The organism is Collimonas sp. (assembly GCF_039923675.1).
GTDB lineage: Bacteria > Pseudomonadota > Gammaproteobacteria > Burkholderiales > Burkholderiaceae_D > Collimonas.
This window is the reverse complement of the sequence record NZ_JBDTCG010000103.1, coordinates 30,426-46,462: the sequence shown is the minus strand read 5'-3', so window position 1 is coordinate 46,462 and position 16,037 is coordinate 30,426. Positions and strand designations below refer to the sequence as shown.

At 56.0% G+C, this 16,037-nt stretch carries 8 protein-coding genes and 2 pseudogenes; 5 read left to right on the top strand and 5 right to left on the bottom strand.

The features are described from left to right. On the top strand, positions 1–2,132 hold a 2,132-nt coding region (locus ABI171_RS23340; RefSeq protein ID WP_348094937.1), incomplete at its 5' end, for a response regulator. A gap of 4 nt (positions 2,133–2,136) precedes the next feature. Next, complete coding sequence (locus tag ABI171_RS23335; protein ID WP_348094936.1) at positions 2,137–3,390, top strand: response regulator; 1,254 nt, start codon at positions 2,137–2,139, stop codon at positions 3,388–3,390. Positions 3,391–4,615: 1,225 nt separating this feature from the next. Here ABI171_RS23335 and ABI171_RS23330 read toward each other — a convergent pair. From ABI171_RS23330 to ABI171_RS23315, 4 genes and pseudogenes are all read right to left on the bottom strand, one after another. Next, complete coding sequence (locus ABI171_RS23330) at positions 4,616–4,816, bottom strand: hypothetical protein (protein WP_348094935.1); 201 nt, start codon at positions 4,814–4,816, stop codon at positions 4,616–4,618. A gap of 829 nt (positions 4,817–5,645) precedes the next feature. Further along, positions 5,646–6,044 carry a head completion/stabilization protein gene (locus ABI171_RS23325; RefSeq protein WP_348094934.1) on the bottom strand — a complete coding sequence of 133 codons (399 nt, stop codon included), beginning with the start codon at positions 6,042–6,044 and terminating at the stop codon, positions 5,646–5,648. A 98-nt stretch (positions 6,045–6,142) separates the two neighbouring features. Beyond that, a pseudogene (locus tag ABI171_RS23320) lies at positions 6,143–6,796 on the bottom strand (P2 family phage major capsid protein); the annotation flags it as partial. Positions 6,797–6,856: 60 nt separating this feature from the next. After that, on the bottom strand, positions 6,857–7,555 hold the full coding sequence (locus tag ABI171_RS23315) for a GPO family capsid scaffolding protein (RefSeq protein WP_348094933.1): 699 nt from the start codon (positions 7,553–7,555) through the stop codon (positions 6,857–6,859). A gap of 200 nt (positions 7,556–7,755) precedes the next feature. Here ABI171_RS23315 and ABI171_RS23310 point away from each other — a divergent pair, with 200 nt between their 5' ends. From ABI171_RS23310 to ABI171_RS23300, 3 genes and pseudogenes are all read left to right on the top strand, one after another. Continuing rightward, the gene (locus ABI171_RS23310; protein WP_348094932.1) at positions 7,756–10,500 is read left to right on the top strand and encodes a hypothetical protein; all 2,745 of its coding nucleotides are present in this window, start codon (positions 7,756–7,758) and stop codon (positions 10,498–10,500) included. Positions 10,501–10,823: 323 nt separating this feature from the next. Continuing rightward, positions 10,824–13,736 carry a PDZ domain-containing protein gene (locus tag ABI171_RS23305; protein WP_348094931.1) on the top strand — a complete coding sequence of 971 codons (2,913 nt, stop codon included), beginning with the start codon at positions 10,824–10,826 and terminating at the stop codon, positions 13,734–13,736. A 423-nt stretch (positions 13,737–14,159) separates the two neighbouring features. Beyond that, positions 14,160–15,434: pseudogene (locus ABI171_RS23300) on the top strand (tannase/feruloyl esterase family alpha/beta hydrolase); the annotation flags it as partial. 23 nt (positions 15,435–15,457) lie between these two features. Here ABI171_RS23300 and ABI171_RS23295 read toward each other — a convergent pair. Further along, a complete protein-coding gene (locus ABI171_RS23295; RefSeq protein ID WP_348094930.1) occupies positions 15,458–15,982 on the bottom strand; it encodes a class IV adenylate cyclase in 525 nt (174 codons plus the stop codon). Between the last annotated feature and the right edge of the window lie 55 nt (positions 15,983–16,037).

The window sequence follows — 16,037 nt, the reverse complement described above, 5'->3', positions numbered from 1 at the left end:
CTCATCTGGTTTGTGACGCCGAGGCCCAGCCCCTCTACTGCGAAGGCAGTGTGCAGGACATCACCGAGCGCAAACGGAACGAGAGTGAGTTGCGCGCGGCGAAGGCCGCGGCGGAAGCCGCGACCGTCGTCAAGAGTGAGTTTCTCGCTAACATGAGTCACGAGATACGCACGCCGATGAATGGCGTCATGGGCATGACTGGCTTGTTACTCGACACCGAGCTGAACACGGAGCAACGGTCTTTTGCCAGCACGATCCAGAGCAGCGCGGAGTCATTGCTCCAGGTGATCGATGACATTCTCGATTTCTCCAAGATCGAAGCGGGCAAGCTCTCCTTTGATGAGGTTGAGTTCGACCTGCATGAGGCTGTCCATGGCGGCCTGGAGTTATTGGCCCATAAGGCGGAGGGCAAAGGCCTGGAGTTAGCCTGTCTCATCGAGCATGACGTACCAGTCCACCTCCGCGGCGACCCAGGCCGGGTGCGCCAAGTGCTACTCAATTTTGTCGGCAACGCGATCAAGTTTACCGAACACGGCGAAGTGGTCGTGAAGATATCTCTCGAAGGCGAGAGTGAGGGAGAGGCGTTTCTGCGCTTTGAGGTGCAGGATACCGGGATCGGGATCCCGCTGGAGGCGCGGCAAAGGCTCTTCCAACCTTTCAGCCAGGCGGATGGCTCGACCACACGCAAGTATGGCGGCACCGGGCTGGGACTGGTCATCTCGAAACAACTCGTCGAACACATGCACGGCACGGTCGGCGTTGATAGCATCCCCGGTAAAGGATCGCTCTTCTGGTTTACGGTCCGCCTGATGAAATCCGTCGGTGAGTTCCCCGACGATCTCGCGATCGCCGACGAGTTAGCCAATCTGCACGTCCTGATCGTAGACGACAACGAGACGAACTGCGAGATCCTGCGGCTGCAGACGCGCGCCTGGAAGATGCGTTCGCGCGCGGCGCGGGACGCGAAGAGTGCGCTCGCGGAATTGCGCAGGGCCCACGCTGCGGATGATCCTTACGATGTGGTGCTGCTCGATATGCAGATGCCGGGCACCGATGGACTGACTCTCGCGCGGGCCATAAAGTCAGAGGACGCCCTGGCCGGGGTCCGTCTTGTTCTGCTCTCTTCTATCGGTGGCCGACTGGATAAGAATAGGTTGCGGGCCGCCGGCATCGATGACTGCCTGATCAAACCAATCAAGCAATCGCTTCTCTTTGATTCGATCGCCAAAGTTGTCGGGGCCAAATCCATCGGCGCGACTGAGAAAGCGCAGAGAGTCCTGCCCGCTCCGACCGCTCTGCCGACAACCCATCGGGAACTGCGCATCCTGCTGGCGGAAGATAACGATGTGAACCAGCGGGTTGCCTTGGGCTTGCTCCGGAAGCTTGGCTATAGCGCCGATGCGGTGGCGGATGGAACGGAAGTCTTGGAGATCTTTAAGCGCAGCCCTTACGACATCATCCTGATGGACTGCCAAATGCCACTTCTCGACGGCTACGAGACGACCGGCCGCATCCGCGAGCTAGAACAGAAGCGGGTCGGAGGCTTCGATTGGAAAAAGCCGGTCCATATCATTGCCATGACCGCCAACGCGATGGCCGGAGACCGCGAGAAATGCCTGACGGCGGGGATGAACGACTATCTCAGCAAGCCCGTGCGGAGTCACGAACTCGAGTTAGCTTTGAATCGCTACGATAAAGTCGAATCGAGCGCGGCCGAGGTCCCGCACGTTGTCCCTGCACCTGTTTCTCCGCCTCGAGCCACTAACTCTCCGGAAGAAGTGCTGGTGGACTTTGAGCTTCTTCGCGACATCGCGGATGACGATCCTGAGCGGATGGAGCATTTGGTTGGGCTTTACCTAGCCCAAACCATCTTCATGCTCGATGGCTTAAAAGAAGCGATCCTAACGAAGTCAGCAACAGAAGTAGCCAGCCTGGCTCATAAGATAGTGGGCTCCAGTATGTCTATCGGCGTCGAAGTTCTGACGTTGCCATTGCGGGCCCTGGAGAAAGCCGGTCAGTCCGGCGACCTCTCCGGAGCTATGTCTTTGCTCGATGACCTTCGAGAGAAATTTCCGCGCCTGCAGAATGCGCTCCTCCAGTTCACGCAGTCCCCAGCACATGCCAAGGTCTAAGCGAATGAAACGAGTCTATACGCCCACCAAGAAGAAGACGATCCTGATCGTCGATGACGATCAAATCGTCGTGCACCTCTACCAGGAAAACCTTCTTGGCCGGGGATTCAAAGTGGAGGTCGCCACGGACGGAGCGCAAGCGCTGCGCGTCTTACAGCAGGGCGGAATTAGCCTGGTGATTTTAGACCTATGCCTGCCGAGGACGAATGGCGTGGAACTGCTCGGCGATATCCGAGCGGAGTTTCCTTCCGGAGCGCTGCCGGTGATCGTTTGTTCCAACTCCTATCTCGGGCGGCAGGCCCGCGAAGCGGAAGCGGCTGGCGCGACCAGGGTGCTTTCGAAGCTAGAAAATAGCCCGGCCGATATGGTAACTTTGATCTCCCAATTGCTCGACGGGCAAGCTGAGCCTGGGAGGGAGAGCGAAGTCATGGCGGAAGCTCCGGTGCCGCATAACCTCCTGGCCACCTTTCTCGACCAGGCACGGCAGGCGCTGGCCCGGATGCGGACTGGCTATCTGGCCCTGGCCCGAACAGAAGAGGAAAAGCTTCGGAGTGAAGAGCTGATGGAGATCCACGAGCGGACTCACACGCTGGCGGGCGCGGCCGCGGCTCTTGGCTTTGGGAAGATCGCGCAGCTGGCCAATGGCGTGGAAGCGTTGCTGATTGAGTTGCGCGAAAAGCCGAAGAAGATCACGGCGTCGGTCGTGAACACCTTGGGACAAGCCATCGATATGCTGGCGCTCCTGACGGAGGAAGCGACTGCTTCAATCCCCCAGTCCCTGGGGTCACCCCGGATCCTCGTGGTGGACGACGAAGTGATTTCGCGCGAGGCGATCTGTTCGGCTCTGAGCCGGGCCAAACTCGCTGCGGTCAGCCTGGGCGACCCGCTCGCGGCCGAGCAACTCCTCAAGGAAGAACACTTTGACCTGATCTTTCTCGATGTGGAAATGCCAGGAAAAAGCGGCCTCGAACTCTGTCTCGGACTGCGCGAGATCCCGCTGAATCGCACGACACCGGTCGTGTTTGTCACGGCTCATTCTGATTTCGGAACGCAAGCGCGATCCGTCTTAAGCGGCGGAAAGGATTTCATCGTCAAGCCGTTCATATTGGTGGAACTCGCGGTCAAGGCGCTGACTTGGCTCTGCCGTCAGAGTCTTCAGCCTCAGCTACCCGCGGTGTCGCAAAGCGCTCCCGTTCCGATCGCCAGCATTGATGCTGGTCTGCAACTGGCGAAATCGGCTGAGCTAAGTGTTCACTAGCGCTTCCGGAAGAACTTCAGCAGTAGGTCGCCGCGAATTTGCCCGTGAGATTGGACCTTTTCCATCCCGGCGCACTTGGCCCACCGGGCAGACATTGATGGCAGTCCCTCGCGGCGTCCGCACCGCCGTCGTTAGGCGGTGTAATTGACCTGCGGGCTTCCGCCGGGCGGTTTTTGGTTCGCACCGGAAATGCTCGCTCCTCTCTAATTAGGAGTTCAGGGGAGCCATGCCGGCGCTGATGGAAAATGAAGAGCCCACCGCCATTCTTGATCCTGCGGCAAAATAAACGCAGGTATGCGACCGGCGGGACCAGTTTAAGCTTCTACTGTGGTGTAATTCGGACGCCCGGCCTCTCGCCTCCCTTCGTGAATTACATGGGTTAGATCGTTCCGGCCTTGGATACAAAGGCCGCGGTGAGGTCAGCCTTCTTTCGTGTCCTTTGAAAGATAGTTCCCGAGTCTCCATCCAAGGAGGACCGGAGGATCACGCTAGACATACCTTCTTCTGCTTATGACCACCCGACATTCTACATTTGCGGCCCAGGCGATTTCGCGATTTTTCTTCATCGCGGTCGCGCTGTTGGCCTTCGCCCCTTTGGGCGATGGCCAATCCCTCGGCTCCGCGGAGGATTTTGCTGTGTTGGGCGCCAGCACGGTCACCAGTGCCGGCGTCAGCACCGTCTCCGGCAGCGTCGGCGTGAGTCCCGGAGTCGCGGTGACCGGTTTCCCACCCGGGGTGATCACCGACGGGGCGCTCCACGAGGGCGACGCGGTCGCGGCTCAGGCTCAGGCTGACTTGGCCACCGCCTACGGGCAAATCGTGGCCCTGACGTCGCCGCCCGGGAATAACCTTAGCGGCGTGGATCTCGGCGGCCTGACTTTGCCCCCGGGCGTCTACAATTTCGGTGCCGCGGCTACGTGCGGAGGCGTCCTGACTCTCGACGCCCAAGGTGACTCCGCCGCTCTTTTCGTTTTCCAAATCGGCAGCACCCTGACCACGACAGTTAGTGCTTCGGTGGTCCTGATCAACGGGGCCGACGTCCGGAACGTCTATTTCCAGGTCGGTAGCTCGGCGACCTTGGCCGCGGGGAGCGCTTTTGCGGGGAACCTCCTGGCGCACACCTCCATTACGACGGGGGCGACAGTCAGCTGGAGTGGAAGGCTCTTGGCGTTGAACGCGGCAGTCACGCTGGATAACGACACTATCACAAACCCTGGACCGGCTCCTACACCGACACCAACCCCAACCCCGACGCCGACACCAACCCCGACGCCAACGCCAACGCCAACGCCAACGCCGACGCCGACGCCGACGCCGACACCGACACCGACACCGACACCGACACCGACACCGACACCGACACCGACACCAACACCAACACCAACGCCAACGCCAACGCCAACGCCACCATCAGTATGGTGCACATGGTTTGGAATTGGTTGCTGATTTAGCGGCGGAGGATACTGTCAACTTGTTTGGTAGATAGATGAACAAATTGACAGTTTTTCTCAGAAAAGAAAATGAGCAACCTCGCCCCTTGGGAGAGGTTGTTCATTTTTTCAATGTATCGCTTTGTAATAATTTTTCCATGCTTAAGCACAGCCTTTTACGCATGCCCTAAAGATATCTGGATTTAATCAAAGTTTGCCAACCGAATGTTTTGCCCGAACGTTATAGAAGAACAGCCGGCAACATCATCGGAATGAAAGCAACGCCGCCAAGCCAAGTGCGTTTTTTTGTAAATCGAACAATCTGGGGCGATTGCGAATGAGATGGCTCAATTCGCCGTAACGGGAACAACAAATGGATGCGGCGCTGTTGAACTGATGAAAATCGATTTGATCATGATCCCCACGGGGATAATTTTCATATCTACGAAAGGAAATCATATGCACTCGGTAACAATAATGTCCTGCATGCGCCGCATGGTTCAAGCTATAGTTATAGCGAGTCTTTTATTTTCAGCAGGCTGTTCGTCCTCTGTTTTGGCTGAGACAACGAATAATGGGGCGACTCAACCAACCAAAGCGGAAATGGATGCTTGGAGTGAGGCGATCAAACACATTCCGAAACCGGCGGAAGGTTGTTTTCATATCTCATATCCCAATTTGACCTGGACGAAGATCGATTGCGGGCCAGAGCCGACTTACCGCGCCACTCCGCTCATGCACCCACTCTTGCCCCCACCTAGATTACAGAAACCTGGAGACCCCGTGCAATGAAGCACTCTGCTGTAAACAGCGGAGTATCGTAGGCTATGGGGCCAACAATAGTCGTAGCGACGACGCGGTGCTGTCGTAGTCGCGGTAGTGCTCGATGAGATCCGCCTTGGCCCAGCAGTAGACGGCGCGGCGATAGTGCGAAATGTTGACGCTTTCACGATTGACGCGGTCCGCCGGCACGGCGGCCAGGCCCGCGAAGCCGGCGGCGATCTGGATTAGCTTCCAGTCGCGCAGCTCCGCATTGACATGCAGCACGGCGGCCACAATCGCCTGGACCAGTCGCGGACTGGTGACAGTGCCGTCCAGGCGCATGTTGTCGCGCATATCCTGCAAGACGATATCGGGATAGAAGCCATCGTTTTCGACAATACCGACTTCCGGCAGGGACGTGCCGACGCCGGCTGAAGGTGGCGCAATAGCAATAAAGCTCATGGAGTTAAAAGTAAAAAGTCATCCGTCAATAAATCGGCGGTGGGCGGGCGTCAGAGAGAAATCGGAGTGATTCAGTCATCGACCCGCGCCGCCGTGCGCCAGGGGTGCTCGTTTAGCCGGGTAACTGCATCGAAGACGACTGCGTCCAGATTCTCATAGTCACCGCCGGCGCCTACAATGACCTTGCCGGAATCCTTCTTGCCCTCATGCATGACGCGTTCCGGCGCTTGTTCGCGGTAATGCTGCAACCAGCCTTTATTGACGTCCTGCAGCAACGGATTCTTGTCGATATCCGTATCCGCCGCAATGGTGCGGCCATTAAAGCCAATCATCATGCGGTCCAGCGCCTGGCGGGCGAGGATGGCGTTAGCGATGCGCTGCTGGAAGTCGGCAAACTTGGCCCAGGCGTCCAGCGTCTGATACTTGATGTGCGTATCGAAATTGGTCTTTTCGCAGCGATAACCGCGATTGTCCAGGGCGGTCAAATCTCGGGTCTTGCGGTCGCCCTTGTCGGTATTGGTGCGGCCAGCAATCGGGCCGGAAATGCCCAGGCCGATTTTTTCGCCTTCTTGCTCGGTGACGCCGTAAATATTGATCTTGCTCAAAAACTCGCTGGATTCCTGGATCTTGGTTTCCAGCTTCTGCTGCACACTCGGCGCCACGCTGAACATGCTGGCGACGCTCTCGGTGTCGTTCAATTTACCCAGGCGCTGGGTGTATTGGTTGTAGACGGTACGGGTATGTTTTTTCATGCGGGTGACTCCTGTATGTGTGGGGCGATGATCGTGTTGGGGCAGAATGACCTGCGCCGATTAAAACTCGGTTTCCGCCACGCCAGTGCCGCCGGCCGCCGTAGGGCGATGCGTAGGATTCGCATCAGTCGATTCGACGTGTTGCTTGAATGCTGCGAAATCTTCATTCGTCTTTTGCAAGGCAGCTTGCAGTGCGTCCACGCGGGTCTTTTCTTCCGCGAATTCGTCCGCGCTCAGATTCGCATGCGTTGCCAGGGTCTCGACGGCGCCGACCAGTTCACCGAAGCGGGCATCGTCGCCGGTGGCCTTGGTAGAAAAGCGTTTCAACAGGTTTTTGATGGTGTCGGACAATGTGATTCCTTCGGTTTCAGGTTGGGGGGCTTCCTCGAATTCCAGCGTTGTTTCTTCCGCCGCCGAAAACAGGTTGCCGGGGTTCTTGGTGGCGAACGATAAAACCTCAGTACCAAGACTAGCCGGGCTGTCGGTCACGGCCAGGCCGACCAGGTAGGCTTCGCCGGTATCAGAGAATTTCGGATTGATTTCGATGCTGGTGTAGATCTTCTGGCGGGCCTTATTCATGGCGACCAGCTCCGGCGTGGGCGAGATCTGTGCGTACAACGCCAGTTTCTTGACGCCGCCCAGCTCGACTTCCTCGCACTTGACTGCCGTCACATCGCCATAGGCTTTAAAGGCGCCATCTGCCCAGGTGCTGCGTAGATGCTCGACCCAGATACGGGCGCCATACACCTGCTGTGTCATCGTGACGCAAAATGACGCAATTTTGGACTGAACCCTCGCCGTTAGTGGAAACCCAGTTTTAATATCATGACAAAAAGTAACGCGTTTACATTTTGAATGGAATATATTAAATTGGTCCAGCCATTACACCAATTTACCATTACGACGTTAATAAAATGAAAATTAATTATTGATACAAAAACCAATATTTGGGGACTGTCATGAATATGAATAAGAAAAGAGTTTTTTATGCCATGCCAATGCATGCTTTTCTCTGCTTGTGCGTGGCTTTTACTTTGAATGCCTGTGGCAACGGTGATTCGGGCTTGCCTGGGCAAAATGGCAATTCCGCTTCGAATATGGCGGCGTCGAATAAAAGCGCCTCGGACACTCCCTCACCAGCTACTCCCGCTGCTAACGCTAAAATTCTATACGCCTCTCCAATTGGCTCTGGCGCGGCATGTTCACAGGGCGCTCCATGTGGATTAAGCGGTGCTCAGCAGGCAGTGAGAGCGCAGTTATCTGCCGGTGCGATTGATGTGGCAGTCCAGCTTGCCGATGGTCCCTACCGGCTGGCGAACACCTGGGCTTTTGGGGCGGTAGACTCAGGCACATCGGGTCATCCAGTGGTGTGGTATGCCGCGTCAGGGGCCCATCCGGTGATTTCCGGCGCTACTCAGGTGACAGGCTGGTCGCAGCTTGGGACCAGCGGCGTATGGACAGCGCCGGCGCCTGCCAATAGCAATACCCGGCAGCTGTATATTAACGGAACGGCCGCGCCGATCGCACAGCGGACGCCGGCGCAGCTTGGTTTCAAAGGGGGCTGGCAGGGTTCTGCGACTGGATATGACATCAGTGCCGATAGCGCGGCAATGGCGTGGTTCGCCAAGCTGAATGCAACCCAGGTGGCGGGTGTCGAATTCGACTATCCTGCCGGCAATGGGGCGTGGACCGAATCACGCTGCCGGGTAGCGAGTTACTCTGACGGCAAGTTGGTGATGACGCAGCCGTGCTGGAAGAACGTCACTAGCCGGGCCACATTCTCTCAAGCCAGCGGTGGGTTGCCATCGATGAGTAGCAGCAAGATGCCGGCGTCGCTGCAAAATGCCGTCGGCCTGCTGCAGCCGGGACAATGGTTCCTCGATTCGGCGGCAAGCACGCTTTATTATCAGCCGGTGAGCGGCCAGTCGGTGGCGGCATTGGATGTGGAGCTACCCCGGCTGGAGAGTCTGCTGCAGGGGGCAGGAACGCTGGCCAACCCGTTGCATGACGTGACCTTCTCCGGCCTGCAGTTTTCTTACGCGACATGGAACGACCCGTCCACCAGCGTCGGGTTCGCCGACGTGCAGAGCAATCTGCGGATGACGCTAGCCAACAACCAGGGCATGTGCGGTTTCTCGAGTCCGGCAGGATCGTGCCCGTGGGGATCGTTGACGCAACCGCTGGCGAACGTCAGCTTCAGCGCATCGAATAACGTTACGTTCAGCGGCAATCGCTTCGTCAACCTGGGAGGGGCTGGCTTGGCATTCATGTACGGCTCTTCGAATAATCTAATCCAAGGCAACGAGTTCACCGCAATCGCCTCGACCGGAATTTTGCTGGGCTGCACCTATGATCCGACCCCGGGCGCAACCAATGCAGCAGCCATCAAGCAGAACTGCAATCCGAGCCCGTCCTTGGTTGCGAAAGACACGGTCGGCACGAACGAGATCATGACCGGCAACACCATCTCCAACAATGTGATCCACCACATCGGCAGCGACTACAGTTCGGCGTGCGGCATCACATTGCTGTTCGGTCGCAAAACCACCGTCACCCACAACGAAATTCATGATGTTCCCTATACCGCCATTACAGCAGGAGTCATCCAGGGTCATGTCGATGAGGCCAATCATCCGCAAGAATCCGTCAACATCAATGCCGACAACACCATCAGCAACAACCTGTTGTACGATTACATGAAAGTGCTTTCCGACGGAGCCGCAATCTACGTTGAGGGACACCAAGCGCAGTACTACTACAAGGCCGATGGCGTTACCATCGATCCGGTGGCTACACTGGCCCATGGAATACAAATTCAGGGCAACGTGGCCTTCGAAGGTAACAACACAAACTTTACTTACTACGATGACGCTGGTTCTGAATGGATCAACTGGAAGGGTAATGTAGCATTCGATTCCTCTCCCCGGGACCAGGGCGGGTGCAGTCCGACTGGTCACTTTTGGATCACCGGAAACTATATTTCCGGCAGCTTGAACACTTACCCTTATTGTAATCAAGCAATAGATGTTAACCTTGGTCAAAACACGACCATTGCTAGTTTGAGCGATGTCCCAACATCGCTTCTCAGTAATGCGGGCCTGACTTCCGCATATCAATCGCTGGCGGCCTCTGTGAGCAGCAAGATGTCATACGCTTCGCCTGTCTCTGGCAACAGTTCACAGGTGCTCGTTGCCGGCGGAGGATTCTTGTCCGATCCGCCGGTATTCTTCGGCAGCGTGCAGGCCGCCAATGTCCAATATTTGTCCGACGGATTCCTGATCGCCAGCGTCCCGGCCGGAAGCACTGCCACCAACGTGACGGTGGGCCAACTGACAGGCCGGATCAATGACGACAATGCCAGATTCGTCTACGCCGGCTCATGGGGACACCTCGCCAATCGGGGGGATGGAGACTACCTCGACGATCTTCACTACACGACCGCCAGCAGCGATACGGTGACGCTGACGTTCAGCGGTACGGCCATCCAGGTTTTCGGCGAGATGTACACCGACCAAGGCAATCTTGGAATCAGCATCGATGGCGGCGCGCAGCAGACCGTCAACACGGTGCCGGCTGACGGCCAGCGACACGGGAATGTCGCCACCTATACGTCGCCGACCCTGACCAAGGGAGCACATACCATCGTCATCACAAAGCTTTCCGGTACATACGCCACCTTCGACGGCGTCAATATCTTCCAATAGCTCTCCGTCGATAGTTGTTTGATAGTTGAGTGAACATGGCCGGGCTTCGAGGCATCGCTGGAAGTCGTGGCGAAAAAATGCGGGAGGCCTATTCATAAAGGCATATGTACTGTTCTTAGAGAGCTGGACGCAGGTAGCCGCGTCTGGCTGCTACTCGATGGTTTGCAGTGAACCAAGGAGCACGTAGGCCGTTTGTCAGATCATAGAAGTCAGTTAAATCATGAAGTACGAACTGAAGAGGGTAGACCGGCTCGCTATCTGACAGATCCCGTTTTAGAAATTTTGCAATGATAGATATAAAACCAACGTATGGAGACAGTTCTATGAAACCGCAAGGAAAACACATAGCTTTTATCTCACCGCGACATATCCTTTTAAGTATCTTCCTGGTTTTTACCCTGAGTGCCTGCGGCGGGGGCGACTCGAATAGTGCGGGGCAACCTGGCAATGCACCATCAGCCAAAGCGGCATCTGGTGGCAATGGCCCCGCCACTCCAGGTGCATCCGTGATTTATGTTTCCCCATCAGGAAACGATGCGGCCACTGGTGACAAGACAACGCCAAAAGCCACATTGGCTGCAGCAGTCGCGAGCGCGGTCCAAGCAAATATCAAGGAAGTGGTTGTCGAGGACGGTACCCATTACCTGACTCAACCGCTGCTGCTGGGACCGAGCGCTTCAGGCATCTTCATTCACGCGGATAACGGCGCGCATCCTGTCATCAGCGGAGCACGGCCATTGACCGGCCTGACGTGGACGGTGTACAAGGGAAACATCATGCAGGCCGGCGTCAGCGGAGCCGCATTTGACCAGCTCTTTGTCAACGGCGCCGCCCAGGTTCGCGCACGCTATCCGAATTATCAATCTGGTACAGGAATTGTTTTTAATGGTTTCTCGGATCAGGCAACCATTACGACTCGTTCCAATAACTGGAAAAATCCGGCTGGCGGCTATTTGCATTCCATGATTAGCACTGCACACTGGAGCGACCAGAATCAGCTGATACTCGGAGTGACTACAAGTGCCGGATTGAATTTGGGAAGTCGCGTTGGCAACAATCGCATGGAACAGGCAACGGATACATCCACGGAATATGTTGAAAATATTTTTGAGGAGCTTGACGCTCCTGGTGAGTGGTTTTACAACGCCGCTACTTCAACTCTCTATTTTTATCCGCCCACGGGAGTGGACCTGAAATCGGCTAGATTCGAAGGTTCGGCGATTGAAAACCTGATCAACATCCGGGGAACGGAAGCGAGTCCTGCTCAAAATATCCATATTGACGGCCTGAACTTCACCGCTACCAACTATACCTTCATGAAGACCACGGAACCGCTTCTGCGAAGCGACTGGACCATTTATCGGAGTGGCGCCATCCTGACTGAAGGCGCTTCCAATATTGAAATCTCAAACAATGTCTTTCAGGGATTGGGCGGCAACGCCATCTTCGTCAGCGGTTATAACCGCAACATCAACATCCATGCCAACGAAATCTACAATATCGGCGCCAGCGCGATTGCGTTTGTCGGCAGGCCGGATGCGGTGCGGTCGTCGACTGCAGCGAATGCGGTGCCGCCGATGAACTACAACGCGGCGGCGAATTATGCATCCCTGGATATGGTGCAGGGGCCAAAGAGCGATAATTATCCGTCTGTCTCGATTGCTTCGGATAACCTGATACACGATATTGGCACCAAGGAAAAGCAGGTGGCCGGCGTCGAAATTTCGATGTCTTCCAAAATCACGGTGCAGCACAACAGTATCTACAATACGCCTCGCGCCGGCATCAATATTGGTGACGGCACCTGGGGTGGTCACCTGATTGCCAATAACGATGTCTTCAATACTGTTCTGGAGACAGGCGATCATGGAGCATTCAATGCTTGGGGACGGGATCGTTACTGGAGTCCGAACTCAAGCGCAATGAAAAGCGAAATGACGAGTAACCCGACCATCTGGAATCTGGATGCCGAGTATCAGACAGTCATCCAGAACAATCGCTTCCGTTGTGACCGCGGCTGGGATATCGATTTCGATGATGGCACTTCAAACTACCTGGTACAGAACAATGTTCTACTTAGCGAAAGTATTCCCAGAAGTGGCGGCCTTAATGGCGGATTGAAATTCCGGGAAGGTTTCAACCGTATTGGTAGCAACAATATCATTTTGAATAACGGGTTCTACCCGCAAGTATGGTTTGCCAATAGCAATGATATTTTTCAAAACAATGTCGTTATGGCTGCACATAATAATCAGAATATCTCGGGCTTAGGCAAAACGGTTAACAACAGCCTGTTCATGACCACCGGAGACCAGGCCGCATCACAAAAAATCTCCCCTGGCAGCTGGGAGACTGCGTCCGCTGTCGGCAATCCGCTGTTCACCAATCCGACGACAGGGGACTACAGCGTGCCGAATAATTCTCCAGCGGTCGCCATTGGCTTTAAGAGCTTTGCAACCGATAACACTCAATTCGGCGTCCAGACTGCCGCCTTGAAAGCAAAAGCGCTGACGCCGGCGTTGCCTGCGCTGGACTATACCGGCTCAACCACGTCGACATCGACATCCGATCAAACCACCTGGCTGGGCGCTTCGATTGTATCCATTACTACTGTGGCGCAGCAGTCGGCAGCAGGCTTGCCCACGGTCCAGGGCGTACAACTTGTTAGTGTGCCCTCGGGAAGCGTCGCGGCGACGCTAGGACTGCAGACGGGCGATGCTATTACAAAAAGCGTTGCCGGCGGCAAGAACCTGCCTGTCAACACCGTATCTGATTTGCTCAGCGCCTGTGCCGCGGCCGGCAGCAGTGGTCCTCTGACATTGACGATTTATCGCAATCAGCAACCGCAGACCTTGACATTGAATATCTACAACGACACTTGGACAGGTATTACGTATACCAGCGGCTGGAAATATTCGAGTAATCGCAACCATGTGTCTGGAGACTACAACTTTGATGTGCACTACGCCGTAACCAGCGGCGATTCCGCCACGATCACGTTTACCGGAACCGGAATCACCGTGCTTGGCCCTCGGGACGCTGGTGCTGCTGCGACTGCGACAGCGATGCTGGATGGCATCTCAACTTCTTCCATCAATGTTCCGGCAGGGACCGCGTATACGCCGCTACAAGCAATGATCGCGCTGCCCAACTTGAGCAAAGGTTCGCATACCCTGACAATTACAAAAGGCAGCGGCTCCTATTTGCAAATCGATGCCGTGGTTATCAATCCGTGATTATCAATCAATGAAAGGAAACGACGTGGCAACTCTGCCACGTCCCCTTTCAAAAGAAATGATCATGGCACACTTACCTCGTCGGGAAAGCTCCATTAGTTTGGGAAGCATTAGATCGAGCTTAAACGTTAAAGACTGTTCCGCAAACGAAAACAGAGTCGCGTAAGCGTTGCCTCGCCAGTCATCGGCATTGACGCGTTTGCGGAACAAAGAATGTAAATAAGTATTTGATTTAGTTGATTGGTACGGGAGACTTGTAATCAGGGGGTGGCGGGTTCAAGTCCTGCAGCCAGCACCAATATCTAAAAGGCCCACTGCTCGGTGGGCCTTTTTCTTTTGTTCCGCAAAAGGGTACTTGTTCCGCAAAAGATCATTTTGTTGGTTTGACTAGCTTGCCTCGGCGGTGTCGAACATAGTGGGCAGTCATTCGCCAGCGATTCCGGACATCCGGCTAACCAGATGGGCAGCCGCGATGGATCGTTCGGCCAGAACGACGAGGCCCTGCAGAATTTCGCCGGCGATGCGCTCAAGAAAACGCGCGATGTGGCGATCCATTTGATCAGACAGTACTACGCTGGCGCGACGCCGCAGAAATCCTATTTTGCCGGCGGCTCGACCGGTGGCCGCGAAGCCTTGGCAGTCGCGCAGCGCTGGCCGCAGGATTGGGATGGCGTGATCGTGCTGTATCCGGCCTGGGCGGCGGCGAGTCTCGATCTGCAATTCGGCCGCATCACGCGCGCATTCGCCATGCCGGATGCCTATCTGAACGTGGCAAAGCGCAAGACCTTGTATGACGCGGTGATGGAAAGCTGCGATGCATTGGATGGCGTCAAGGATGGCTTGATTAGCAACATGCAAGCGTGCAATAGCCGTTTTGATCCGGCCGGCGCGATGCTGAATGGCTCCCCTTTGCGTTGTACTGGTGGCGTCGATACAGGCGACAGCTGTTTGTCGGATGCACAGATCGCCGCGCTGAACATCTACAGCACGCCGATTACATTTTCGCGGCCTCTCGGCAGCGGTGAAACGCAGTATCCCGGCTTCAATGTATGGGGCGCCGACCTTGGCCTGGCCGGCGATTCGGCGGCGCAGAAAACGGTAAGGTTGCTCGCCATGGGCGATAGCCAGCCGGCGCAGCCTATGCCGGCCACGGCGCCGTACTGGGCGACGTTTTGGGCCGAATGGGTGAAACATTTCATCACGCGCAATTCAGCTTTTGATGCGATTTCGCTTGATCCGCAAAATCCGGGTGCATGGCAAGCGCGCATCGACCAGCTCACCATCCTGCAAGACATCAACAAAACTGATTTGTCGGCATTCAAGGCCAGAGGCGGGAAAGTCCTGATGGTGCACGGCATGTCGGATGCATTGGTAAGCACGCGTTCGAGCGAAGATTATTTCCGACGCCTGCAGTCGACCATGGGCAGTGCAGGGGTAGAGAGTTTTGTCCGCTACTACGAAATTCCGGGCTACGGACATTCGTTGTCGACTATGTTCAATGCCGCGTGGGATTCACTGTCGGCTCTTGAAAACTGGGTGGAGCAGGGCAGTGCGCCGGTAGCGCAAATCGTCTCGGATACAGCCGGAGTCCCGGGCCGCACTCGGCCGCTTTGCGAATTCCCTGCGTGGCCGAAGTATAGGGGAGAGGGCGATATCAATCTGGCGGCGAGCTTTATCTGTGCGTCACAATGCGCGTGATACTTGTTTCACTAGCCGGACTGTCATTGATTCAGGGCGGCTGCTGAAAGAAGATCCACATACGCACCTTCAACCAGCTGCGCCTCCTGAATGCCAAGCCGGGCCATCAAGTCATGCGCCTCTCGCATGCCGGCTTCCGACGTCTCATTTTCTTCCAGCACAACCTCAAGCTCCATGAAATTTCCCAGGCCGGCAACCCTGTCCAGATGAATGCGAGTTCTGCCTGCCATGAACAAGGTGCGCTGCTTTTGCACCCGTCCGGCGTGGCCGTAGGCTAGCGTCAGGCACTCGCGCAAGGTATCTGGTTCTGGAGTGGATGAGATCTGGTAGAACGATTCTTTCGGCCCTGACATATCGGCACGGCGATAGTAGATGAGATCGCCATGCCCATCCGCATAGACGCGGAGTTTGAGGCGTCCTGCCGGGCAGGTGAAAAAAGTGTCGTCCTGGCCGATATGGTGAGGACCGTCGCTGGTGATGGTAGCCGCGATGGCGGCGAGCGCTTCGATGCTGTCGATGCGCGCCTTGATTTCTATGTTACGTGGCATGGGTTCTGTGCTGGTTGTGAAAATGCCAATTTAACACAGCCGGCGGCGATGCTTG